The sequence below is a fragment of the Rhodococcoides corynebacterioides NBRC 14404 genome (assembly GCF_001894765.1).
Lineage (GTDB): Bacteria > Actinomycetota > Actinomycetes > Mycobacteriales > Mycobacteriaceae > Rhodococcoides > Rhodococcoides corynebacterioides.
The window spans coordinates 190,887-214,809 of sequence record NZ_BCWV01000002.1 but is presented as its reverse complement, the minus strand read 5'-3'; the positions used below and the strand labels follow the sequence as shown (position 1 = coordinate 214,809).

Genomic DNA, 23,923 nt, shown 5'->3' with positions numbered 1-23,923 from the left:
CCGGAGCACCCTCACGGACGGTCCCGCGTGACCCTCGGCTCGGGAATCGCCGCGATCAGGCGACGGGTGTAGTCCTCGGCGGGCTCGCGCAGGATGCGCGCGGGCGTGCCCAGTTCCACCACTGCGCCGTGGCGCAGTACCGCGACACGGTGGGCCAGGCGATCGACGACGGCCAGGTCGTGGCTGACGAAGAGGCAGGCGAACTGCAGCTCGGTCTGCAGCTCCTCGAACAGATCCAACACCGCCGCCTGGACGGACACGTCGAGGGCGCTGGTCGGCTCGTCGGCCACCAGCAGGTCCGGCTTCAGCACCAGCGCGCGGGCGAGGGAGGCGCGTTGCCGCTGGCCGCCGGAGAGCTCGTGCGGGTACCGGGCGTCGGTGCCGGACGGAAGCTTCACCGCGTCGAGCCACTCCCGCACGGTGCGCTCGATCTCGGCCTTGCCCACCCCGTGCACGATCAGCGGTTCGGCCACCGCCTTGCCGACCGTGAGCCGCGGGTTGAGCGAGGTCGACGGGTCCTGGAACACGAAGCCGAATCGCTTGCGCAGCGCCTTGAGGTCCTTGCCGCGCAGGCGGCCGACGTCCTGTCCGAGCACCTCGACGGAGCCGGACGTCGGTTTCTGCAGGGCAGCGACGCACCGGCCGATGGTCGACTTGCCGGAGCCCGACTCCCCCACCAGGCCGAGCGTCTCGCCGCGGTGCAGGTCGAACGAGACGTCGTCGACGGCGCGGAACACCGATTGGCCGAGGCCGCCGGGGAACTGCACCGTCAGATCGCGGACCGACAGGACCACCTCGTCGGAGACGGTCCGGTCCGCCACCACGGGGTCGAGCGTCGGGACCGCGGCGAGCAGCGTGCGCGTGTACTCGGCCGACGGGGACTCGAAGAGGTCGTGGACGGTGGCCTCCTCGACCACCTCGCCGTCCTTCATCACCACGACGCGGTCGGCGATGTCGGCGACCACGCCCATGCTGTGCGTGATGAGGACGATCGCGCAGCCCAGCCGGTCCTTGAGGTCGCGCAGGAGGTTCAGGATCTCGGCCTGCACGGTGACGTCGAGGGCCGTCGTGGGCTCGTCGGCGATGATCACCTTCGCCTCGCAGGAGATGGCGATGGCGATCATCACGCGCTGCTTCTGTCCGCCGGACAGCTCGTGCGGGTAGTAGCCGAAGCGTCGTTCCGGATCGGGCAGGCCGACCAGGTCGAGCAACTCGACCGCACGGCGGCGGGCGGCCTTCTTGTCCATGCGACTGCCGTCGGGACCGGGATGGGCGCGCAGCGCCTCGACGATCTGGTAGCCGACGGTGAAGAGCGGGTCGAGGGCACTGCCCGGTTCCTGGAACACCATCGCCACGTCGCGGCCGCGCAACTGCGCCCACTGCTTGTCGCCGAGCCCGGTCACCTCGCGATCGCCCAGGGTGACCGAGCCGCGCACCGATGCCGTCCCCGGCAGCAACCCGATGGCGGACCGGACACTGACGGACTTGCCGGACCCGGACTCGCCCACCACGGCGAGGACTTCGCCCGGATGGACGTCGAACGAGACCTCGGAGACGGCGCGGACGGCGCCGCCGTCGGTGGCGAAGGTAACCGACAGGTCCGTCAGGGTGAGGGCAGGGGTGGTCATGATCCGTCCTTGGCCCGACGGCGCGTACGCAGTACGGGATTGAGTGTCTCGCTGACGGATTCGCCGACCATGGTCATGCCGAGCACCACCAGCACGATGGCCGTGCCGGGGAAGATCGACGTCCACCAGATGCCGTTGGAGATGTCCGGCAGCGCCTTGTTGAGGTCGTATCCCCACTCCGACGCCGACGTCGGTTCGATGCCGAACCCAAGGAAGCCGAGGCCGGCGAGCGTGAGAATCGCTTCCGCGCCGTTGAGCGTGAGGATCACCGGCAGCGTCTGTGTCACGTTGGCGAGGATGTGCCGGAACATGATGCGCAGCGGGCTCGCCCCGGTGACGCGAGCGGCGTCGACGTAGGGCTCGGTCTTCACCGACACCGTGGCGTTGCGCACCACCCGGAAGTACTGCGGCACGAACACCGCGGTGATCGCGACGGCGGCCGACAGCACGCCGCCGAAGCTGCTCGATTGCCCGCCGGCCACCACGATCGAGACCACCACGGCGAGAAGCAGACTCGGGAAGGCGTACATCGCGTCCATGAACAGCACGAGCACGCGGTCCACCCAGCGGCCGATGTAGCCGGACAGCAGTCCCAGCGGTACACCGACGGCGATGGAGAGCACGAGGGACACCCCGATCACCAGCAGCGCGGTACGGGCGCCCCACACGACGCGGGAGAAGACGTCCTCTCCGCGGACCGAGGTGCCGAAGAGGTGGTCGGCGCTCGGTCCTGCCTGCCGGGCGAAGTCGACGCCGTCGGCCGAGGTCTGGGAGAACCCGAACGGCGCGATGAGCGGCGCGAAGACGGCCATGATCACGAACGCGGCGACGAGGATCAGGCCGATGACGATCGTGGCCTTCTGCAGCCCGGCGCTCGACCGGATGATCGCCAGTCCCGGCACCCCGCGCCGACGCTTCGGCGCCTCGATCTCGCCGACGGTCACTTCGATGGTCATCAGAACCTCACCCGCGGGTCGACGAGGGCCACGATCGCGTCCGTGAGGAAGCTGATCACCGCGACCACGATGGCCAGGAAGGTCACGATGCCCTGGACGGCGACGAAGTCCCGCGCCTGCAGATAGCGGGCGAGCTGGTAGCCCAGGCCCTGCCACTCGAAGGTCGTCTCGGTGAGGACGGCACCGCCCAGCAGCATCGCGATCTGCAGGCCCATCACCGTCACGACGGGAATGAGCGCGTTGCGGAACGCGTGTCGACGAGCGACGGTGCGCGCCGAGAGCCCGCGAGCCCGCGCGGCGTCGACGTAGCCGGCCTGCAGGGTCTGCAGCAGGTTCACGCGCACCAGGCGCAGGAACACCCCGGCCGTGAGCAGTCCCAGCGCGATCGCCGGGAGTACGGCGTGCTTCAGGACGTCGACGGTGTACCCGGTGTCGCCGTAGAGGATCGAGTCGATCAGCAGGATGTTGGTCTTCGGCGACACGTTCTGCAGCGCCAGTTCGACGTCGGTGCTCGCGCGCCCCGCCACCGGCAGCCACCCCAGCTTCACGGCGAACACCAGCTTGAGCAGCATGCCGACGAAGAACACGGGTGCGGCGTAGAAGAGGATCGCGAGGATGCGCAGGGTGCCGTCGGAGAACGAGTCCCGACGCGTGGCGGCGTAGAACCCGAGCGGGATGCCGACGGCGAAGGCCACCAGCAGTGCCCAGAACGCGAGTTCGAGGGTGGCGGCGCCGTTGGTGATCAGCACGCTGCTGATCTCCTGGTTGTTGGTCGCGGCGCGACCGAAGTCACCGCGCACCAGGCCGGAGAGGTACTCCCAGTACTGCACCAGGATGGGCCGGTCGTAGCCCGCGGCGGCGCGGCGCTCGGCGATCTGGTCGGCGGGCAGCCGACCGCCGAGGGCGGCGCTGATGGGGTCTCCGAGGACGCGCATGAGGAAGAAGACCACCGTGACCAGGATCCATGCCGTCGGCACGATCAGCAGGAACCGGATCACGAGATAACGGGCGAGCGCGCCGTAGCGTGACGACGCGCTCGCCCGTGACTGCTTCCCCACCGACGCCTCGTCCGGCGTGGTGGTGGTCATGCTCAGCCCTTCGCGATGGGGGTGAAGCGGAACTTGAACGACGCGTCGAGGGTCTCGTCGACACCGGTGACGGAGTCGGTCGAGATCGCGATCTGCTTGCCCTCGAGCAGCGGCAGCGTCGAGACGTGATCCTGCGCCATCTTCGTCTGGATCTCCCCGATGATCTCGCTGCGACGAGCCTCGTCGGTCTCGGTGCGCTCGGCGTCGATCAACGCCGTGATCTCGGGGTTGTCGAAGTGGTTCTGCAGGAAGTTGTCCGGCGCGAAGAACGGCGTCAGGTAGTTGTCGGCGTCCGGGAAGTCCGGGAACCAGCCCAGCTGGTACACGGGGTAGGTGTCGGCGACGCGTTCCTTGTTGTAGGTGTTCCACTCGGTCGACTGCAGGTTCACCGTGAACAGGCCCGTGTCCTCGAGCTGCGCCTTCACCGCGGCGTACTCCTCGGACGAGCTCGAACCGTAGTGGTCCGGGTTGTACTGCAGGTTGACGGCGACAGGAGTCTGGATCCCGGCGTCGGACAGGAACTTCGCGGCCTCGTCCTTGCTCGGCGACTCGCCGTAGATGTCCTTGAACGCGGTGTTGGCGCCCTCGAGTCCGCTGGGGACCACCGACCAGGCCGGGGTGAAGGTGCCCTTGTAGACGTTCTCGGACAGCGCGTCACGGTCGACCGACGCCGCGACGGCCTTGCGGATCGCCAGCTTCTGCTCGGGGGTGCCGCCCGGCATGGTGTTCAGGTTGAACACGACGTAGCGCAGCTCACCGCCGGGACCCTCGTGCACCGTGAGGCCCTCGGTCCCCTCGAGCGACTCGATGTCGGTCGGGGTGAGCGATCGCCACGCGACGTCGATGGACTTGTTCTGCATGTCGAGCTTGAGGTTGTCGGCGCTGGTGTAGGTGCGCAGCGTGACCGACGACGTCTTCGGCGTGCCGAGCACACCCTGGTAGCCGTCGAACGCGGAGAAGCTCACCAGGGAGTTCTTCTCGTAGCTGTCGATCGAGTACGGACCGGCGAACGGCTTGCCGGCCACCACCGCGTCGTCGTCGAGGATCGCGTCGGCCGAGAACACCTGCGAGTCGACGATGGGCCCGGTGTTGGTGGCGAGCACCTGCGGGAAGGTCTGATCGTTCGGCGCCTTCAGGGTGAACTCGACCGTGCGGTCGTCCGGAGCGGCCACGGAGTCGAGGTTCGCGAGCAGCGACGACGGCCCGTTGGGGTCGTCGATGGAGACGATGCGATCGAAGGAGAATTTCACGTCCTCGCTGGTGAGGGCGTTGCCGTTGGCGAAGGTCAGCCCGTCCTTCAGCGTGCAGGTGTACACGGTGGGCTGGCTGAACTCGCAGCTCTCCGCCGCGTCGGGCTGCAGCTCGTCGCTGCCGGGCGCGTAGTTCATCAAGAACGGATAGACCTGGTTCATGATGGTGAACGAGCCGTTGTCGTACGAGGCGGCCGGGTCCAGCGAGTAGACCTGGTCGGTGGTGCCCACCACCAGGGCGTCGCCGGCGGCGTCACCGCCCTCGCCGCCGCCGTCGGTACGGCCGGAACCGCAGGCCGCCGCCGTGAGGGCGGCGACGGACATGAGGGACACGGCGGCGGTACGGGTGCTGAACACGCGCGCGGTGCGTCCTCGGGAGGGCACGCTCATGGTGGGTGATCCTTCGTTCGTCGTCGCACAGCAGACGGGTGCCGTACGACGGTGCGTTTCGGTGAACGGAAGATTACCGAGGCCGTGTGACGATCGTGTGACGAATGCCGATTTCAGTCATGACCGGTCATGACCGGTAGGGCTGTCGGCTTGTTCACCTGTCCGACGAGCAGCCTCCACCACCCGCTCCCCCCGCGGTGACAACCGGTACCCGACCCGGAGGCTCTCGGTGAGGCCGAGCGCCTTCAGGCGCCGCACCCGCGGCTTGAACACGTCGCGCTCGAGCCCCAGCCGAGCCCCGAGGTCCGCGGCGAGCACCGCCGGGTGATCGCGGATCAGCTCCAGCGTCGCCCACGCCCAGGGCGAGTCCGCCCGCGCATCCATCGCGTCGACCTTCGCACGCAGGGACGCCAGTTCGTCGTCGGTGAGAGCGTCGTCCTCGCGCAGGGCGATGCGAGGATCCTCGCCGCCGTACGAGACCTCGATGCGCCACACCGGATCACCGTCGGCGCCACGGAAACCCTTGCGTAGCTGCGCGACCGACGTCTCCCCGGCCGCCCGAGCGTCGTCGTCGGTCAGCGTCGTGGGGTCGACCTCGGTGATCGCGTCCACGACGATCACCCCGACCGGCGTGTGGATCCACGTCCCGACCTTGACGCGACGCTTGCCCCAACGCCGGTACTGCACGCGCACCGTTCCTGCGGCGATGGCCTCGGCGACGGCGCGACGGATCAACACGGCGTCAGGGGCGGGAGAGAGCGCTCACGTTGTCGTCGTCGGCCGGGGCGGTCAGGCCCGGTGCCGAGGCGAACAGCTTCTCGAGGACGCTCTTGCCCATCGCGGTCTCCTTCGGGAGCGCGATGGGGTAGTTGCCGTCGAAGCAGGCCGCACACAGGCGAGTGGACGGCTGCTCGGACGCGCCGATCATGCCGTCGATGGAGATGTAGCCCAGCGAGTCGGCGCCGATGGCCTGCCGCACGCCCTCGAGCATGCCGTCCTCGGAGTCCATGCCGTTGGCGATCAACTCCGCCGGTGAGGCGAAGTCGATGCCGTAGAAGCAGGGCCACCGCACGGGCGGCGAGGCGATGCGCACGTGGATCTCGAGGGCGCCGGCCTCGCGCAGCATGCGGACGAGGGCGCGCTGGGTGTTGCCGCGGACGATCGAATCGTCCACCACCACGAGCCGCTTGCCCCGAATGACCTCGCGCAGCGGATTGAGCTTGAGTCGGATGCCGAGCTGACGGATGGTCTGCGACGGTTGGATGAAGGTGCGGCCCACGTAGGCGTTCTTCATCAGGCCCTGGCCGTAGGGAATGCCGGACCCCTGCGCGTAGCCGACGGCCGCGGGCGTGCCGGATTCGGGCACCGGGATGACCAGGTCGGCCTCGGCCGGGTGCTCTTCGGCGAGCCGACGGCCGATCTCGACGCGGGTCGAATGCACCGACCGACCGCCGATGACGCTGTCGGGGCGCGCGAGGTACACGTATTCGAAGATGCAGCCCTTGGGTTCGGGGGCGGCGAACCGCGACGAACGGACGCCGTCGGCGTCGATGGCCAGCAACTCACCCGGCTCGATGTCCCGGACGAACGAGGCGCCGACGATGTCGAGTGCCGCGGTCTCGGACGCGACCACCCAGCCGCGGTCGAGGCGGCCGAGCGAGAGCGGGCGCACGCCGTGCGGATCGCGAGCTGCATACAGGGTGTTCTCGTCCATGAACGTGAGGCAGAACGCACCCTCGAGCGTGGGCAGCAGCTCCATCGCGGCCTGCTCGATGGTGCTGTCGGCGGCGCCGTGAGCCAGGAGCGCACCCACCACGTCGGAGTCCGAGGTGGCACCCGTCCCGCGCGGGCGGCCCATGATGCCCGCCTCCCGCGCCCGGTCGGACAGGGCCGCGGTGTTGACCAGGTTGCCGTTGTGGCCCAGCGCCACGCCACTGCCGGCGGCGGTGGTTCGGAAGATCGGCTGCGCGTTCTCCCACGTCGTGGACCCGGTGGTGGAGTAGCGGCAGTGCCCGATGGCGACGTGGCCGTTCATGGCCGCGAGCGTCTGCTCGTCGAACACCTGGCTGACCAGGCCGAGATCCTTGAACACCAGCACCTGGGAGCCGTCGGCGACGGCGATGCCGGCCGCCTCCTGCCCGCGATGCTGGAGCGCGTAGAGGCCGTAGTACGTCATCTTGGCGACGTCCTCGCCGGGCGCCCAGACCCCGAAGACACCGCATTCCTCGCGGGGCTCGTTCTCCGGTCCCTCGAGATCGGCGGGGGTCGGCAGGGTGGGGCTGTGGACCGAGAGATCGGCACGCGTCACGACAAACTCTCCCTAGGGGCCGGCGAGGGGGTGGAACGATGGTCGCACGTGGACAGCGCAGAAGCGATTCCGGTGGACCGTCCACGGCGTTCGTTCCGGGCAACTTCCCCGCCGCTCGGGTTGTTCCCGAGGGCATGATGGAGGGCATGGTCGGCAGACTTCCCTTCGGCGTCACCCCCGAGCAGCCCGGCGCGGGCCAGGAATCGGTGTGGGACTACCCGCGCCCACCTCGACTCGAGTCCTCGACGCGGCACCTGGTGGTCCGCTTCGGGGACGCGGTGATCGCCGACAGCACGTCGGCGTATCGCGTGCTCGAGACCAGTCACCCGCCGACGTGGTACATCCCGCGTGACGACGTCGACTCCTCGCGGCTGCGTCGATCGCGCGCGCGATCGACGATGTGCGAGTGGAAGGGCGCCGCCACCTACTGGGACGTCCTCGGTGACGACGGTGCCGTTCTCGAGGCCGGCGGGTGGAGTTACGAGACCCCGACCGCCGCGTTCGCGGACATCGCCGGCGCCCTGTCCTTCTCCCCCGCCCAGCTGACGTGCGAACTCGACGGCGAGGTCGCGCAGGCGCAGGAGGGCGGCTTCTACGCCGGGTGGATCACCTCGGACGTGGTCGGCCCCTTCAAGGGGATTCCGGGCAGCTGGGGGTGGTGACGATCGACGAGGCCCGCGCGAACGACCGCTACGCGCACTCCGACGTCGCCGAACGGTCCCGACGCGAGAAGGCCGTCGCGCTCGCGCGCTATCTGTGGGACCGCGGCATCGACTCCGGCGATCTCGGCGCGATGCCGGCGGCCACGCGGCGCAAGCTGGCGCGCGCGGCGGACATCAATCCCCCGAGCACCGACGAGACCTGGACGGTGGTCGCGGGTCTGCTGGACGAGAAGGATGCCTGGGCGGCCGGACGGCCGGAGGAGGCGCGCCCGCACCGGGACGAGAAGATTCTCTGGGTCAAGCCCCCGGTTCGTCCCTGGTAGTCACGCGGCACCCAGCAGGCGCAGCACCGCCGTCACGGCGGCCGCGCCGACCACGACCACGACGAACGGCGCTCGGCGCCAGGCGAGGACGGCCGCCACCAGCACACCGGCCGGAAGGGCGAGCCCCGACGCCGTGACCCCGGCCGGGAACGCGGAGGTCGCGACCAGCGCGACGAAGACGACGGCCACCGCGACGTCCAGCGTGCGTTCCGCGGCGGGGGTCAGAGTTCGCCTGCCGCGCAGCACGATTCCGCCCAGCCGGAGCAGGTACGTGCCGGCCGCGAGCCCGAGCACGCCGAGGACCAGGACCGTGGCGCTCGCGGTGCTCATGCGACGCTCCGCTCGCGGCGCAGCACGATCGGCACGACCACGGCCAGCGCGATCACCACGGACACCCCGGCGGGCACCACCGTGTTCGCCGCGAGAGCGACGAGGGCTCCGACGAGCGCCGCGCGTCTCGTGAGGCGATCGCGCAGCGCCGGCATGACCAGGGCGAGGAGCACGGCGGGGAAGGCGGCGTCGAGCCCCAGAGCGTCGGAATCGGCGACGACGGACCCCACCGCGGTACCGACCAGCACTCCGAGATTCCACAGCACGAACAGCACGATCGAGGAGAACCAGTAGGTGCGGCGTCGCCCCGCCGTCGTGGTCGCCGCGGTGGCGAAGGCCACGGACTCGTCGGTCACCAGATGGGCACCGACGAGACGGGTGGCGGCCCTGTTCCCCAGCAAGGGGGCGACCGAGAACGCCAGCGGCGTGAGGCGACCGTTGATCAGCAGCGCACCGAGGGCGGCGGCGAGGACGGTTCCGCCCGCGGCGAGGACGCCGACGAAGACGAACTGCGACGCGCCCGCGAAGACGACCACCGAGAGCAGCACCGGGAGCCACCACGGAAGGCCCGACGCCACGGCGATGGCGCCCAGCGACGCTCCCACCAGGGCGTCGGCCAGGCACACCACCAGGATGTCTCGTACCGCGACGTCCGGATCACGCCGGATCGTTCGCATCATCGAACGCATGACTCCTACGATGAACGGTCACGACCGGGTTCGTCAAGACGAACGATCGACGCGTCTGCCGAACGGTGTGCCAGAATGGACGCCGTGCCGTCCGATCGCGCCCCCATCGCCGCCATCGCCGCATCCCTGGTGCGCGAGCGTCGGCGCACCGGCCTGTCGCTCGCCGAGGTCGCCCGCCGCGCCGGGATCGCGAAATCGACACTGTCGCAACTGGAGTCGGGCACCGGGAACCCGAGCGTCGAAACGCTGTGGGCCCTGTCGGTGACCCTCGACGTCCCGTTCGCCCGGCTCGTCGAACCCGCCCGCCAGGAAGTGCGACTCGTGCGCCGCGGCGAGGGCCCGGCCATCGCCTCCGACGCGTCCGACTACAGCGCCACGCTCCTGACGTCCTGCCCGCCGAACGCGCGTCGGGACGTCTACCTCATCGCCGCCGATCCCGGCAGCCCCCGCCTGTCCGATCCCCACATGCACGGGGTCGTCGAGCACGTGGTGCTCGGTACCGGCCGCGCGCGCCTCGGGCCGGTGGACGACCCCGTCGAGCTGAACCCCGGTGACTACCTCTCCTACCCCGGCGACGTTCCCCACGTCTTCGAAGCCCTCGAGCCGGGCACCACCGCGACCATGATCACCGAGCAGTACTGACGCGCCGGGCTCACACCCGGACGAGCGGCAACCAGTGCGCCACCTCGCCGGCCCGCCCTCCCGACGCCGTCACGCCCGCACCCTGCACGGCGTCGGCGAACTCGGTCCGGCCCGTCACCAACAACAGCCAGGTGCGCGGATCGCACTCCACCACGTTGGGCGGGGTGCCGCGGGTGTGGCGGGGGCCGACGATGCACTGCACCGCGACGAACGGCGGCACCCGCACCTCGACACTCGACCCCGGCGCGGTCTGCTCCAGCGTGCGGGCACTCAGCCGCACGGCGGCCGCGAGCTCGGCGCGGGCCGGCTTCGGGACGGTCGGGTCGTCCAGCCAGGCGGACACCGCGATCAGCGACGCTCGGAGTTCGGCCGGGTCCACGGTCTTCGACGGTGCCACACCGATCAGTCTTCCACCCGGCGCTGCCACCACGTCGCCGCCACCGCCCCGGTGGCGTTGGCCGCCCAGTGCAGGGCCATCGGGGCCAACAGCGTGCCGGTGCGCCGCCGCGCGAGGACGAACAGCGCGCCCGCGGCCGTCGTCACCAGCACGACGGGCACGGACCGGTTCGACCCCGGCCAGTGCCACACGCCGAACGCGACCGATCCGGCCACGAGTGCGGCGTCCGGTCCGATCACGGCCGTCGCGACCTCGTCGACGATGCCGCGGAACAGGAACTCCTCCGGCAGCACCGTGCCCACCGGGATGTCGAACCATACCCAGCGGGCGAGGGACCTGGCCCCGGCGCTCGTCACGCCCGCCCCTACTTCTCCGGACCGTCCGCGTCCGCGTACTCGACCATGACCGCGCGGATGCGTTCGGTGTCGGCCTGCGTCCAGCCCTCCGGCGCCGCGACGGCCGCGAACCCGTCGAGCACCGTCGTGCCGTAGTTGTGCCCGTGGCCGTCGGGCACCCCGGCCGCGTTGGTCAGGTCGGCGCTGACCTGCCAGAACGTGACGAACGGGAACCACCGCATGCTGGGGAGCCGGTCGTAGCCGGGAGGTTCCGCCAACCAGTCCGGACGTTGGAACAGCAGGTCCGGCGTCCACCACACGATCGGATCCGACGGATGCTGGATGTACAGGACCCGCGGGAACGGCCACTCGCCGGACAACGCCTCGACGTCGCGGGTGCTGTCCGCGAACCGCATGAGCAGACCGCCGGCGTAGACGGGCTCGACCTCGGTGGTGCCGGGGTCGCGACGATCGACGTAGGTCGACCAGATGCGGTTCGAGTTGGGTGGGCCCACCCAGAGCACGCCGTCGACCGTGCTGCGGATGTCCGCGATGTCCGCGAACGCCCCCTCGCCGGCCTGCGTGCCGAGGCTCTCCCCGTAGACGTACAGCTTGGGCCGGGTCTCGACCGGTTCCTGTTCCCACCGCGCGTGCACCCGGCCGATGAGGTCCTTGCCCGCCGCGGCCGCCTTCTCCCGGTCGGCCAGGAAGGAGATCCAACTCGGCAGGTAGGAGTACTGCGACGCCACCAGGGCCACGTCGCCCTCGTACATCAACTCCACCGCGCGCGCTGCCGTCGGGTTCACCCAGCCGGTACCCGTGGTCGGGATGACGACGACGGCGCGACGGGAGAACGCGTCGGTGCGGTCGAGTTCCTGGATCAGCAGATCCATGCGCTCCTCGGACGTCTCGGCACTCTCGAGGCCCGCGTACACCCGGATGGCCTGCTTCGACTCGCGTCCGGTGGCGCGGCGCATCTCGTCGGCGTCGAGGCCGCCGGAGACGAAGTTGCGCCCCTCGAATCCCAGCGTGTCCCAGTCGACCACCGAGCCGGGCCCGCCGGATCGCTCCGGGACCGTCGGCTGCTCGGCGCCCTCCCGTGTGTTGCCGTTCTGCGTGCTGAACACGGAGTTCGCGACGCTCATGGTGCCGCGCAGCAGCACACCTTGCACCAGCGTCACGAGGACCACGATCACCAGGACGAAGCCCACCAGGTTGGCCACCCACTGCGGCAGACGGATCAGACGCAACAGGTTCCGCACGAGGAAGCGGCGGAAGTCGCGAATCACCCGCCAGAGTCCGATGAGGACGCTCGCCACGACCAGGCTGATGATGCCGGTCCGGATGAACCCGGTACTGGTCAGCCCCTCCGCGTTCATGAGCGCCGCGAGTTGCCGCTGCCACACGGCGGAGGCGTAGAGCATGACGGCACCCGCCACGGCCCCGACGATCGGCACCGCCACCACGATGCCGCGCTCGACACGTGGCGGGAGCGGCCACCAGGGTTGCTGCCGCAGCACGGTCCGCAGCATCACCCAGCCCACGGCGACACCGACGCCGTACCCGATCGCGGCGGTGATGCCGCTGACGATGCCCTGGAAGAGCCAGCCGCGCGGCAGCAGCGACGGCGTCAGGGACCAGCAGAAGAACAGGGCGCCGAACGCGATACCGGTGACGTCGAGGCGCAGGAATCCCCACGCCCACACCACCGCGGGATGCTTCCGCACGGTGTGCGTCGCCGTGGCGAGGACGTAAGCGGGCAGCTCCTCGAACGAGTGCGGCCGGGGAATCGGATCCTCGGTGTCCGCTCCGTCCCGCTCCGGTGACCGCGTCGTCGTGTCGGTCACCGGACGGCTCGGATCGAGCCGTCGATCAGCCGAAGAGCCTCGGGAGCGTCCCCTCGAACGCCTCGCGGAGCTCGGCCAACGGCACGGTGAACTGCCCCTGGAACTCCACCTCGTCCGACCCCTCGTCGGCCACGCCGATCCGCACCCACGGCAACCCCCTCGCACTGCACATTCCCGTGAACCGGGTCTCCTCGGTTCGAGGAACGGCTACGAGTACCCGCCCGGACGATTCCGAGAACATGGTGACGAACGGGTCGACGTCCTCGGGCAGCAGGATCCGACATCCCGACTCGCCGGCCAGTGCCGCCTCGACCACGGCCTGGGCCAACCCGCCCTCGGACAGATCGTGCGCGGCGCTGACCAGGCCGTCGCGGCTGGCCGCGGTGAGGATGTCGGCCAGCAGCTGCTCCCGGGCCAGGTCGACGCGCGGGGGCACGCCGCCGAGGTGATCGTGGATCACCTGCGCCCAGATGGAGCCGTCGAACTCGTCGTGCGTGTCGCCGAGGAGAATCAGCGTCTCCCCCGGCTCCAGGCCGAGGCCCGTGGGAATGCGGCGATGCACGTCGTCGAGCACGCCCAGCACGCCGACGACGGGGGTCGGCAGGATCGGCGTCGATCCGGTCTGGTTGTAGAAGCTGACGTTGCCGCCCGTGACCGGAATGCCCAGCGCCACACAGCCGTCGGCGAGGCCGCGCACCGCCTGCTGGAACTGCCACATCACGCCCGGGTCCTCCGGCGAACCGAAGTTCAGGCAGTTGGTGACGGCCTTCGGCGTCGCACCGGTGGTGGCCACGTTGCGGAACGCCTCCGCGAGCGCCAGCTGGGCGCCGCGGTACGGGTCGAGGGCGGTGTAGCGGCCGGAGGCGTCCGTCGCGAGAGCGATCCCGCGGCCGGTCTTCTCGTCGATCCGCACCACGCCGGCGTCGGCGTGCTCGGCCAGGACGGTGTTGCCGCGGACGTAGCGGTCGTACTGCTCGGTGATGAGACGACGGCTGCACAGCTGCGGCGAAGAGATCATGCGCAGCAACGTCTCTCGGAGCTCCACGGGCGTCGTCGGGCGCGGCAGCCCCTCGGTGGTGTTCGCCACCAACGCGTCCTGCGCCGCCGGGCGCTGCACGGGCCGCTCGTAGACCGGGCCCTCGTGCGCCACGGTGCGCGGCGGCACGTCCACGACCGTCTCGCCGTGCCAGGTGATCTGCAGGTTCTCGCCGTCGGTGACCTCACCGATGACGGTGGCCAGGACGTCCCACTTGGCGCACACGGCCATGAACGCGTCGACGTTCTCGGGCGTGACCACGGCGCACATGCGCTCCTGGGACTCGCTCGAGAGCACCTCCGCGGGGGTCATCCCGGTGGCGCGCAGGGGCACGCGATCGAGCTCGATGTGCATGCCGCCGTCGCCCGCGGACGCCAGTTCCGAGGTGGCGCAGGACAATCCGGCACCACCGAGGTCCTGGATGCCGACGACCAGCTTCTGCTGGTAGAGCTCGAGGCAGCACTCGATGAGCACCTTCTCGGTGAACGGATCGCCCACCTGCACGGCGGGCAGCTTCTTGCGCCCACCACTGGACTCGAAGGTCTCCGACGCCAGCACGGACACACCGCCGATGCCGTCGAGCCCGGTGCGCGCACCGAACAGAATGATCTTGTTGCCGGTACCCGACGCGAACGCCAGATGCAGGTCCTCGGTCCGCATGACGCCCGCGCACAGGGCGTTGAGCAGCGGGTTGCCGGCGTACGAGGCGTCGAACACGGTCTCGCCGCCGACGTTCGGCAGGCCCAGGGAGTTGCCGTACCCGCCGACGCCGCGCACGATGCCCTCGAGCACCCGGCGGGTGTCCGGCGCGTCCGCCGCACCGAATCGCAGCTGGTCCATGACCGCGATGGGCCGCGCGCCCATGGCCATGATGTCGCGGACGATGCCGCCGACGCCGGTGGCCGCGCCCTGATACGGCTCGATGTACGACGGGTGGTTGTGGCTCTCCACCTTGAACGTGACGGCCCAGCCGTCCCCGACGTCGACGACGCCGGCGTTCTCGCCGATGCCGGCGAGCATCCCGGCCCGCATCTCGTCGGTGGTGGTCTCACCGAAGTACTTCAGATGCACCTTGGAGGACTTGTAGGAGCAGTGCTCGCTCCACATCACCGAGTACATGGCCAGCTCGGCGTCCGTGGGACGCCGGCCGAGGATCTCCTTGATGCGGGCGTACTCGTCGTCCTTCAGGCCCAACTCGGCGTACGGCTGCGCCACGTCCGGATCGGCGGCAGCGGCGGCGACGGTATCGACCCGAGGGGTCGACTCGACAGACACGATGGGTGGGTCCTTCCCTCGGGCAGGAATTGCCGGTACGCGAGAACGACGGTGATTCTACGGCCCCGGCCCGACCGTCTCGCAGCCCGTCAGACGCCGAGGAACGCGGCGAGCGCGTCGGAGTACATCTCGACGTCGTGCGCACCCATCAATTCTCGGGCCGAGTGCATGGCCAGCTGCGGCGCGCCGACGTCGACCGTCGACAGCCCGGTCCGGGACGCGGCGATGGGACCGATGGTGGATCCACAGGGCAGGTCCGCCCGGTGGACGTACCGCTGCAGGGGAACGTCGGCGCGCTCGCACGCCTGCGCGAACGCTGCCGCCCCCACGGCGTCCGTCGCGTAGCGCAGGTTCTGGTTCACCTTGAGGACGGGACCGCCGTTGATCTCGATGCGGTGCGACGGCTCGTGCCGTGCCACGTGATTGGGATGCGTGGCGTGCGCCATGTCGCCGGACGCGTGGATCGACGCCGCCATGGTGCGGAAGAAGTCCTCGCGAGACCCCCCACGGGCGAGGACGATTCGCTCGAGGACGGTGTTCATCAGATCGGAGTGGGCGCCGCGGTCGGACATGCTGCCGACCTCCTCGTGATCGAAGAGCGCGAGAACCGGCACCACGTCGTCGGCCTCGGCGGCGGCGGTCACCAGCGCCTCCGTGCCCGCGTAACAGGTGCCCTGGTTGTCCAGGCGCGGCGAACTGATCAGGTCCTCCGAGAACCCCACCACCGCAGCCGGATTCAGATCGTGGGTCATGAGCTCCCAGCCGAGCACGTCGGCGTCGTCCACCCCCGCCTCGTCCGCCACGAAGGCCAGGAAGGAGCGCGGCGAGCGCCCCGTCCCCCACACCGCGTCGACGTGGTTCTGCGGGTCGGGATGCACGCCCTTGCGGTCCTCGGAGAGATGGATGGCGAGCTGCGGGACCCGCAGGATGGGCCGGTCGATCCGCACGGCCACCTCGCGCACGCCCGCGCCGTCACGGACGCCGAGGCGCCCGGAGATCCCGAGATCGCGATCCAACCAGGAGTTCAGCCACGCGCCGCCGTAGGGCTCGAGGGCCACCATCTGCCAGCCGGCGGAGTCGCGGTCGGGGTGCTGCTTCACGCGCAGGTTGGGGCTGTCGGTGTGGCCGCCGACGATGCGGAAGGGTGCGTCGGGCGCCCGTTCGGTGGACCACGCGATCAGCGAGCCACCGCGCACCACGACGTAGCGGCCCGGGTCGGTGGGCCAGGCGTCGGCCTCGGCGAGTTCGACGAAGCCGTGCGCGGCCAACTCGGCCGTCACCGTGGCGACGACGTGGAAGGGCGAGGGCGACGCGTTCACGAAGGAGCACAGGCCGGACGCGGTCGCGGAGGTGAGGGACGCCATGGTCACCGATCGTAGAGAGGCCGGGCCGGAATACGACGATGCCGGGCCCACCACGAGGGTGGACCCGGCATCACCGAGAAGGGACGGCTCAGCTGAAGAAGTCCAGGCCGCCGAGGAAGGTGCCGGCGCCGCCGAAGATGTCGGAGATGGCGCCGAGGAACTTGGCGAGGCTCTCGATCGAATTCAGGTCCATGATGTCTCCCTTTGTGAGGTCGGTGGGCTTGTGCCCGCACATAAGTAATTCACAGGAATGGCGAGCCCGCAACAGAACGCGTGTCGACCATGTGTGACCTGAGTCACCTCATGAGCCGATCAGCGCCCCACGCGACCCACCGAACGGTCAGCTGAAGGCGGTCAGCGTCTTCAGGATCGTGCCGAGCGCGGTGACGAAGTCCGAGAGATCTTCGAAGGACGAGAAGAGGTCGGTCAGGGAGGACGACACGGGCGGGCTCCTTCTGTGGAGGTGAGGGGCGAGCACCACGCTCGCCTGCGTCAGTAAGTCACACGAAGATCGCAGCCGCAACAGGAGCATCTTCTGTTCACTCTCACAACATGTCGAGGTCACCGACTACCGTCGGGAGTTCCCGCCCCGACCCCGAGGAGCCACCCCGTGTCCGACCACCCGGCACCGCCCGCGTCGACCGAGCCGGACTGGGTCGCCCACGCGATCTGGTGGCAGGTGTTCCCGCTGGGTTTCACGGGCGCCGAGCGGGAGAGCGCGCCGCTGACCCACCGCCTACCGCACGTCGAGTCGTGGCTCGACTACCTCGTCGACCTCGGGTGCAACGGCCTCGCACTCGGCCCGGTCTTCGCCTCGTCGACGCACGGGTACGACACCGTGGACCACCTCGCCGTCGATCCCCGCCTGGGCGACGACGCCGACTTCGACCGCCTGATCGCGGCGGCTCGCGGGAAGGGCGTCCGCATCCTTCTCGACGGCGTCTTCAACCACGTCGGTCGAGACCACCCCTGGGTCGCCGACGCCCTCCGCGACGGACCCGAATCACCGGCGGGACAGCGCATCCGGTGGGCCGGGGACCACCCGGACTCGTTCGAGGGGCACGACATCCTGGTGGCGTTGAACCACGCGAACGCGGAGGTGCGCGATCACGTCGTCGACGTCATGACCCACTGGCTCGACCGCGGCGCGGACGGGTGGCGACTCGACGCGGCGTACGCCGTCGACCCGTCGTTCTGGGCCGAGGTGCTGCCGCGGGTGCGCGCCGAGCATCCGGACGCCTGGTTCGTCGGGGAGATGATCCACGGCGACTACGCCGCGTACGTCGCCCGGTCGAGCGTGGACTCGGTCACCCAGTACGAGCTGTGGAAGGCCACCTGGAGCGCACTCCGCGACGGCAACTTCTTCGAGCTCGCCCATGCTCTCGGCCGCCACGACGCGCTGCTACCGACGTTCGTGCCCGCCACGTTCGTCGGCAATCACGACGTCACCCGCATCGCGTCGACCCTCGGCGACGACCGGGACGTCGACATCGCGACCGCGCTGCTGTTCTTCGTTCCCGGCACACCCACCGTCTACTACGGAGACGAGCAGGGCTTCCGCGGCACGAAAGAGGAACGGGTCGGCGGTGACGACGAGATCCGCCCGCCGTTCCCGGCCACGCCGGACGAGCTGTCTCCGCTGGGTCTGCCGCGCTATCGCGTCCATCAGGCGATGATCTCGCTGCGCCGCCGATTCCCCTGGTTGCGCACCACGGCCGCCGACGTCGAGACGTTGACCAACACGGCGCTCACGCTCCGCGCAGCGCACGACGGCACCACCCTGAGGCTCGCACTCAACCTCGGCGAGGACGCGGTGGCGCGCCCGAGCGGCGAGGTGCTCGCCGCCGCGGACGGCGTCGGCGACACCCTCCCGCCCCACACGTGGGCGGTCGTCCAGAACTAGCTCAGGCCGACACCACCGCGTCGAGCGCGGAGTAGAAGATCCCGAGCCCATCGTCACTGGGGCCCGTGAGGGCCTCGGTGGCGTGCTCCGGGTGCGGCATGAGGCCGACGACGCGGCCGTTCTCCGAGGCGATGCCGGCGATGGCGCGCTGGGAACCGTTGGGATTGTCGCCGGCGTACCGGAATACCACGCGGCCTTCACCCTCGAGCTCGTCGAGCACGGCCTGCGACGCCTGGAAGCGGCCCTCCCCGGACTTGAGCGGCACCAGGATCTCGGCGCCCGCCTCGTACCGCGACGACCATGCGGTGGCGGTGTTCTCGACCGTCAGCCACTGGTCGCGACAGGTGAAGTGCAGGTTGGCGTTTCGTGTCAGGGCACCGGGCAGCAACCCGGCCTCGCACAGAACCTGGAACCCGTTGCAGATGCCGAGCACGGGCAGCCCGCCCCGGGCGGCGTCGACCACCGCGGTCATGACGGGCGCGAACCGGGCGATGGCACCGGCGCGCAGATAGTCGCCGTACGAGAAACCACCGGGCACGACGACGGCGTCGACGCCCTTCAGGTCGGCGTGCCCGTGCCACAGGGCGACGGCCTCGCCACCGGCGAGGGTCACCGCCCGCGCGGCGTCGATGTCGTCGAGCGTGCCGGGGAACGTGATGACGCCGATGCGTGCGCCCGTCGCCGCGGTCACAGCCGGGTCACCTTCCACTCCTCGATGACCGTGTTGGCCAGGAACGTCTCGGCGATGGACTCGAGCGTGGCGTCGTCCACGTCGTCCCCCACCTCGAGCTCGAACCGCTTGCCCTGGCGGACGTCGGAGACGCCGGCGAAGCCGAGACGCGGCAGCGCCCCGACGATGGCCTGCCCCTGGGGGTCGAGAATTTCCGCTTTGGGCATGACGTCGACTACGACACGGGCCACGGTGGGTGCTCCTGAACATCGGGGGTGAGCGTGCAGGCAAGTTTAACCGCCGCGCACTCCACCTCGCGTCCGCGGTACGCCGCGCCCGACCCGGCGCATACTCGGGTGATGGAGCTGACTCACTTCGGACATTCGTGCATCCAGGTCTCCCTCGAGGGATCCACCGTGTTGTTCGACCCCGGCGCGTTCTCGCACGGGTTCGAGGGGATCACCGGGCTGGACGCCATCCTCATCACCCACCAGCACGCGGACCACGTGGACACCGACCGGCTGCCGGCGCTGCTCGAGGCGAACCCGGGCGCCGCCCGGTACGCCGACCCGCAGACGGCGGAGCAGCTCGGTGAGGGCTGGACCGCCGTGCACGCGGGCGACGTCCTGTCCGTGGGCGACCTGCGGATCACCGGCGCGGGCGGCACCCACGCCACCATCCACCCCGACGTCCCGCTGATCGACAACATCGCGTTCCTGCTCGGGTCGGCCGAGCGTCCGGGGCAGCTCTACCACCCCGGCGACTCGCTGTTCGTGCCCGACACCGCCGTCGAGGCGCTGGCACTGCCCGCCGCCGCACCCTGGATGAAACTCAGCGAGGGCGTGGACTTCCTGCGCGCCGTCGCGCCGCGCGTGGCGTTCCCCATCCACCAGGCCGTCGTCTCCGCCGAGGCCCGCGGTTTCTGGTACGGCCTCTACGACCAGTTGTCCCCCGAGAAGACCGAATTCCGCACCGTCGACGAGGAATCCGGCGTCACCATCTAGCGGGAGAGGGCGCGGCCGGCGGCGCGGCCCGAGAAGATGCAGCCTCCGAGGAACGTCCCCTCGAGGGAGCGGTATCCGTGCACGCCGCCGCCGCCGAACCCTGCCACCTCACCGGCCGCGTAGAGCCCCGGGAACACCGATCCATCCGCGCGCAGGACCTGCGAGTCGAGGTTGGTCTCGAGACCGCCCAACGACTTTCGGGTCAGCAGGTGGAGTTTGACGGCGATCAGAGGTCCGTTCGCGGGATCGAGCATCTTGTGCGGCGAGGCGATGCGGGCCACCCGGTCGCCGCGGTACTTGCGCGCGGCGTGGATGGCCGAGACGGACAGATCCTTGCCGAAGTCGTTGTCCATCTCCCGATCTCGGGCCACGAGGAGGGCTTCGATCGCTGCGGGATCGAGCTCGACGTCGCCGATCTTGTTCATCCCGGCGACGAGTTCGGCGACGGACTCGGCCACCACGAAGTCCTCGCCGCGCGTCTTGAACGCCTCCACCGGACCCGGGGCGCCGGGTCGCACCCGTTCGAGAAGCTTGCGCACGTCGCGGCCGGTGAGATCGGGGTTCTGCTCCTGCCCCGAGAGCCCGAACTCCTTCTCGATGATCTTCTGGTCCAGCACGAACCAGGTGTAGTCGTGGTCGGTCGAGACGATGTGTTCGAGCGTGCCGAGCGTGTCGAATCCGGGGAAGAGCGGCGCGGGCAGCTGGTGTCCGGTCGCGTCGAGCCACAGGGAGGACGGGCCCGGCAGAATGCGGATGCCGTGGTTCGGCCAGACGGAATCGAAGTTGGTGATGCCCTCGGTGTAGTGCCACATGCGATCCTCGTTGATCACGTGACCGCCTGCACGCCCGGTGATCTCGAGCATGCGACCGTCGACGTGCGCGGGGACACCGGAGAGCATGTGCCGCGGCACCCGACCCATGCGCGTCGGCCAGTTCTTCTTCACCAGCTCCCAGTTCCCCCCGATGCCGCCGGAGGTGACCAGGACGGCGTCGGCCCGGATCTCGAAGTCGCGCACCACGGTCCGTGACGACGACACTCCACGCGCGACCGTCGTCGGCTCCAGGACCGCCCCACGGACACCCGTCGCGGCGCCGTCGGTGACCACGACCTCGTCGACGCGATGCCGGAACGCGAACGTCACGGAGCCGCGCTCGACGCCCTCGCGCACGATGCGCTCGAAGACCTCGACCAGGCCCGGTCCGGTGCCCCAGGTCAGGTGGAAACGCGGGACGGAGTTGCCGTGGCCCGTCGCCCCGTAACCGCCGCGCTCGGCCCACCCGACCAGCGGGAAGACCTTCCAGCCCCGCTCCCGCAGCCAGCTGCGCTTCTCCCCCGCCGCGAACGCGACGTAGGCCTCTGCCCATTGCCGTGGCCAGTGATCCTCCGGGCGATCGAACGTCGCCGCGCCCATCCAGTCCTGCAGGGCCAGATCGTAGGAATCCTTGATGCCGAGGCGTCGTTGCTCGGGGCTGTCGACCAGGAAGAGCCCGCCGAAGGACCAGAACGCCTGGCCGCCCAGGTTCGCCTCGTTCTCCTGGTCCACCAGGATCACCCGCTTGCCGGCGGCCACCAGTTCCGCGGTGGCCACCAGCCCCGCGAGTCCGGCTCCCACCACCACGACGTCGGCGTCACGTGTCATGTCACCCAGCGTAGAACGTCATCGCGGCGGGTACTGGGCGGTCAGATGCATTCGCTCGCCCTGGGGCCCGAAGATGCCGAGGTATTCCACGGGCCGGTCGTCCGCGGAGCCGAACCAGTGCGGCAGGTGGGTGTCGAACTCGGCCACCTCCCCCGGCGTCAACTCGAAGTCCCGATCGCCGAGGATCATGCGCAGGCGCCCGCTGAGGATGTACAGCCAGTGGTAGCCCTCGTGGGAATGGAGCGTCGGTTCGGCGACGGGCGGCCCGGCCGGCACGATCGTCTTGAACGCCTGCAGACCACCCGGCCGGCGGGTCAGCGGGACCACGATCATCCCGTTGTGGCGCTTCTCCGGCTTCAGGTGCACCCGCGGGTCCCCGGTCTCGGGGGCCTCGACGATGTCGTCGAGCGGCACCTCGTAGACCTTCGCCAGGGGCAGCAGCAGTTCCAGGCTGGGCTTGCGCTGCCCCGACTCGAGGCGGGAGAGCGTGCTCACCGGAATGCCGGTGCGCTCCGCGACGACGGTCAGGGTCACATCGGCCTTGCGTCGCAACGCTCGCAGCCGCGGACCGATCGCGGAGAGCACGGTGTCCACGTCGTCTGCGCCGTCGTTCATGACCTCTATTGCAGTTTCGGCAAAGATGTTTGTCAAATCCGGGATTCACGGTCACAGTGGCTGCCATGACCGCACACACCCACTCCACCGTCGACGTTCTGGTGATCGGCGGCGGCGCCGCGGGCCTGAGCGCAGCCCTCATGCTCGGCCGTGCCCGACGCCGCGTCGTCGTCCTCGACAACGGCACCCCGCGCAACGCGCCCGCCTCGCACATGCACGGCGTGCTCGGCCGGGACCACACCTCACCCCTCGACTACCTGAAGCACGGGCGGGCCGATCTGGACCGGTACGACGTCCGCGTCGTCGACGCCACCGTCACCGCGCTCGGTGGGCACGTCGGCCACTTCACCGCCACCACCGACGACGGCACGACGATCTCCGCCCGGCGGGTGATCGTCACCACCGGACTCACCGACCACCTGCCCGACGTGACCGGCCTGGCCGAACGGTGGGGTCGGGACGTCGTCCAGTGCCCGTACTGCGACGGCTGGGAGGTACGGGACCGTCGGATCGCCGTCCTCCGGACGTCGCCGATGAGCCTGCACCACGCCACCCTCTGGCGACAGTGGACCGATCGCCTGGTCTACCTCACCGACGGCACCGAGCCGACCGAGGACGAGCGCACTCGACTCGGCGCGCGCGGCGTCGACATCGTCACGACGCCGGTGACCGCGGTCGAGACCACCGACGACGCCCTCGCCGTGGGCCTGCGCTTCAGCGCGCGGGGCGAGTTGCTCGCGTCGCTCGGACTGCACCCGGTTCCGCATGCGATGGGACTCGGCGAGGTGATCGAGGCGGATCCGACGGGCGCCACGTCCGTCCCCGGAGTGCGCGTGGCGGGCAACGTGTCCGATCCGTCGGCCACCGTGATCGCCGCGACCGCGCAGGGCGCGTTCGTCGGTGCGCAGACCAATCTCGAGCTCGTGATGGAGGAGACGGACGCCGCGGTCGCTCGCCACGGCGCGAGGCCGACGCTCGACGGGGCGTTCTGGGACGCGCTCTACCGTGAGTCGGACCGACGCTGGAGCGGAAACCCGAACCCGCCGTTGACGCTGGTGGCCGCATCGCTGACCCCCGGCCGAGCTCTCGACGTCGGCTGCGGCGAGGGTGCCGACGCCGTGTGGCTGGCCCGGCAAGGCTGGGAGACGACGGGAGTGGACATCTCGGCGGTGGCGGTGGAACGAGCACGCGCACTGGACGATTCCGTCACCTGGGAGACGCGGGACCTGGTGCACGACCCGCTGCCGGAGGCGTCGTTCGACCTGGTGACGATGCACTACTTCGGCATCCTGCGCTCAGACGGGGACGACGCGGTGCGCCGGTTGGCCGCGACCGTCGCGCCGGGCGGCACGCTGCTGATGGTGAGTCACGCTCGCGTACAGGGCCATTCGTGGGCCGGATTCGACCCGATGGACTTCTGGTCACCCAGTGAAGTGGGCGCCGTGCTCGATCCGGCCGAGTGGGACATCCGGGTCGACGAGACCCGGCCCCGTCCCGCGCCGCCCGCCGGAGCGGGTGCGCATCACGTGGACGACGAGATCCTCGTGGCCGTGCGGCGGTGATCCCCGCGG

At 70.2% G+C, this 23,923-nt stretch carries 23 protein-coding genes; 6 read left to right on the top strand and 17 right to left on the bottom strand.

Annotated elements, in window-relative coordinates; genetic code table 11:
- Positions 1-11: 11 nt before the first annotated feature.
- The 6 genes from RC2_RS02325 to purF form a co-directional block, all read right to left on the bottom strand.
- Positions 12-1,628 (bottom strand): ABC transporter ATP-binding protein, encoded by a 1,617-nt coding sequence (locus RC2_RS02325; protein ID WP_068151670.1) that lies wholly within the window; start codon positions 1,626-1,628, stop codon positions 12-14.
- The gene (locus RC2_RS02320; RefSeq protein ID WP_068151673.1) at positions 1,625-2,584 is read right to left on the bottom strand and encodes an ABC transporter permease; all 960 of its coding nucleotides are present in this window, start codon (positions 2,582-2,584) and stop codon (positions 1,625-1,627) included. The genes RC2_RS02325 and RC2_RS02320 overlap by 4 nt, the downstream gene beginning before the upstream one ends.
- Positions 2,584-3,672: an ABC transporter permease gene (locus RC2_RS02315; protein ID WP_082895698.1), complete on the bottom strand. Its 1,089-nt coding sequence runs from the start codon at positions 3,670-3,672 to the stop codon at positions 2,584-2,586. The genes RC2_RS02320 and RC2_RS02315 overlap by 1 nt, the downstream gene beginning before the upstream one ends.
- 2 nt (positions 3,673-3,674) lie before the next feature.
- Complete coding sequence (locus tag RC2_RS02310; protein ID WP_068151728.1) at positions 3,675-5,246, bottom strand: ABC transporter substrate-binding protein; 1,572 nt, start codon at positions 5,244-5,246, stop codon at positions 3,675-3,677.
- A 183-nt stretch (positions 5,247-5,429) separates the two neighbouring features.
- Positions 5,430-6,050: an ASCH domain-containing protein gene (locus RC2_RS02305; protein WP_068151675.1), complete on the bottom strand. Its 621-nt coding sequence runs from the start codon at positions 6,048-6,050 to the stop codon at positions 5,430-5,432.
- Between the two features lie 4 nt (positions 6,051-6,054).
- Positions 6,055-7,620, bottom strand: a complete 1,566-nt coding sequence (gene purF, locus RC2_RS02300; RefSeq protein WP_068151678.1) for an amidophosphoribosyltransferase — start codon at positions 7,618-7,620, stop codon at positions 6,055-6,057.
- A 146-nt stretch (positions 7,621-7,766) separates the two neighbouring features.
- Between purF and RC2_RS02295 the strand changes: the two genes are divergently transcribed.
- On the top strand, positions 7,767-8,282 hold the full coding sequence (locus RC2_RS02295; RefSeq protein WP_072681140.1) for a DUF427 domain-containing protein: 516 nt from the start codon (positions 7,767-7,769) through the stop codon (positions 8,280-8,282).
- The gene (locus tag RC2_RS02290; RefSeq protein WP_245810926.1) at positions 8,279-8,605 is read left to right on the top strand and encodes a hypothetical protein; all 327 of its coding nucleotides are present in this window, start codon (positions 8,279-8,281) and stop codon (positions 8,603-8,605) included. The genes RC2_RS02295 and RC2_RS02290 overlap by 4 nt, the downstream gene beginning before the upstream one ends.
- Here RC2_RS02290 and RC2_RS02285 read toward each other — a convergent pair whose 3' ends face one another.
- Entirely contained in the window at positions 8,606-8,935 is a 330-nt protein-coding gene (locus RC2_RS02285; protein ID WP_068151681.1) for an AzlD domain-containing protein, read from the bottom strand.
- Positions 8,932-9,615: an AzlC family ABC transporter permease gene (locus RC2_RS02280; protein ID WP_371828709.1), complete on the bottom strand. Its 684-nt coding sequence runs from the start codon at positions 9,613-9,615 to the stop codon at positions 8,932-8,934. The genes RC2_RS02285 and RC2_RS02280 overlap by 4 nt, the downstream gene beginning before the upstream one ends.
- An 84-nt stretch (positions 9,616-9,699) precedes the next feature.
- Between RC2_RS02280 and RC2_RS02275 the strand changes: the two genes are divergently transcribed.
- Positions 9,700-10,266 carry a helix-turn-helix domain-containing protein gene (locus tag RC2_RS02275; protein WP_068151686.1) on the top strand — a complete coding sequence of 189 codons (567 nt, stop codon included), beginning with the start codon at positions 9,700-9,702 and terminating at the stop codon, positions 10,264-10,266.
- Between the two features lie 10 nt (positions 10,267-10,276).
- Here the strand turns inward: RC2_RS02275 and RC2_RS02270 are convergent, their stop codons facing one another.
- From RC2_RS02270 to RC2_RS02250, 5 genes are all read right to left on the bottom strand, one after another.
- The gene (locus tag RC2_RS02270) at positions 10,277-10,663 is read right to left on the bottom strand and encodes a sterol carrier family protein (protein WP_068151687.1); all 387 of its coding nucleotides are present in this window, start codon (positions 10,661-10,663) and stop codon (positions 10,277-10,279) included.
- 5 nt (positions 10,664-10,668) lie between these two features.
- The gene (locus RC2_RS18845; protein ID WP_072680983.1) at positions 10,669-11,019 is read right to left on the bottom strand and encodes a CPBP family intramembrane glutamic endopeptidase; all 351 of its coding nucleotides are present in this window, start codon (positions 11,017-11,019) and stop codon (positions 10,669-10,671) included.
- A gap of 8 nt (positions 11,020-11,027) precedes the next feature.
- The gene (locus RC2_RS02260) at positions 11,028-12,845 is read right to left on the bottom strand and encodes an alpha/beta hydrolase (protein WP_068151689.1); all 1,818 of its coding nucleotides are present in this window, start codon (positions 12,843-12,845) and stop codon (positions 11,028-11,030) included.
- A gap of 25 nt (positions 12,846-12,870) precedes the next feature.
- The gene (gene purL / locus RC2_RS02255; protein WP_068151692.1) at positions 12,871-15,156 is read right to left on the bottom strand and encodes a phosphoribosylformylglycinamidine synthase subunit PurL; all 2,286 of its coding nucleotides are present in this window, start codon (positions 15,154-15,156) and stop codon (positions 12,871-12,873) included.
- Positions 15,157-15,245: 89 nt separating this feature from the next.
- The gene (locus RC2_RS02250) at positions 15,246-16,520 is read right to left on the bottom strand and encodes a M18 family aminopeptidase (protein ID WP_068151734.1); all 1,275 of its coding nucleotides are present in this window, start codon (positions 16,518-16,520) and stop codon (positions 15,246-15,248) included.
- A 610-nt stretch (positions 16,521-17,130) separates the two neighbouring features.
- Here RC2_RS02250 and RC2_RS02240 point away from each other — a divergent pair.
- Entirely contained in the window at positions 17,131-18,423 is a 1,293-nt protein-coding gene (locus RC2_RS02240; RefSeq protein ID WP_068151697.1) for an alpha-amylase family glycosyl hydrolase, read from the top strand.
- Position 18,424: 1 nt separating this feature from the next.
- Here RC2_RS02240 and purQ read toward each other — a convergent pair whose 3' ends face one another.
- Positions 18,425-19,114: a phosphoribosylformylglycinamidine synthase subunit PurQ gene (gene purQ, locus RC2_RS02235; protein WP_068151700.1), complete on the bottom strand. Its 690-nt coding sequence runs from the start codon at positions 19,112-19,114 to the stop codon at positions 18,425-18,427.
- Entirely contained in the window at positions 19,111-19,344 is a 234-nt protein-coding gene (gene purS, locus RC2_RS02230) for a phosphoribosylformylglycinamidine synthase subunit PurS (protein ID WP_068151702.1), read from the bottom strand. Before purS ends, purQ begins: the two co-directional genes overlap by 4 nt.
- A 108-nt stretch (positions 19,345-19,452) precedes the next feature.
- Between purS and RC2_RS02225 the strand changes: the two genes are divergently transcribed.
- Positions 19,453-20,097 (top strand): MBL fold metallo-hydrolase, encoded by a 645-nt coding sequence (locus tag RC2_RS02225; RefSeq protein ID WP_068151707.1) that lies wholly within the window; start codon positions 19,453-19,455, stop codon positions 20,095-20,097.
- Here RC2_RS02225 and RC2_RS02220 read toward each other — a convergent pair.
- Positions 20,094-21,737 (bottom strand): FAD-binding dehydrogenase, encoded by a 1,644-nt coding sequence (locus RC2_RS02220; protein WP_068151710.1) that lies wholly within the window; start codon positions 21,735-21,737, stop codon positions 20,094-20,096. The two genes, RC2_RS02225 and RC2_RS02220, sit on opposite strands and share 4 nt — an antisense overlap.
- A gap of 18 nt (positions 21,738-21,755) precedes the next feature.
- On the bottom strand, positions 21,756-22,352 hold the full coding sequence (locus RC2_RS02215) for a helix-turn-helix domain-containing protein (protein ID WP_068151712.1): 597 nt from the start codon (positions 22,350-22,352) through the stop codon (positions 21,756-21,758).
- Between the two features lie 65 nt (positions 22,353-22,417).
- On the opposite strand from RC2_RS02215, the gene RC2_RS02210 reads away from it, so the two are divergent.
- A complete protein-coding gene (locus RC2_RS02210) occupies positions 22,418-23,914 on the top strand; it encodes a methyltransferase domain-containing protein (RefSeq protein ID WP_068151715.1) in 1,497 nt (498 codons plus the stop codon).
- Positions 23,915-23,923: the final 9 nt, after the last annotated feature.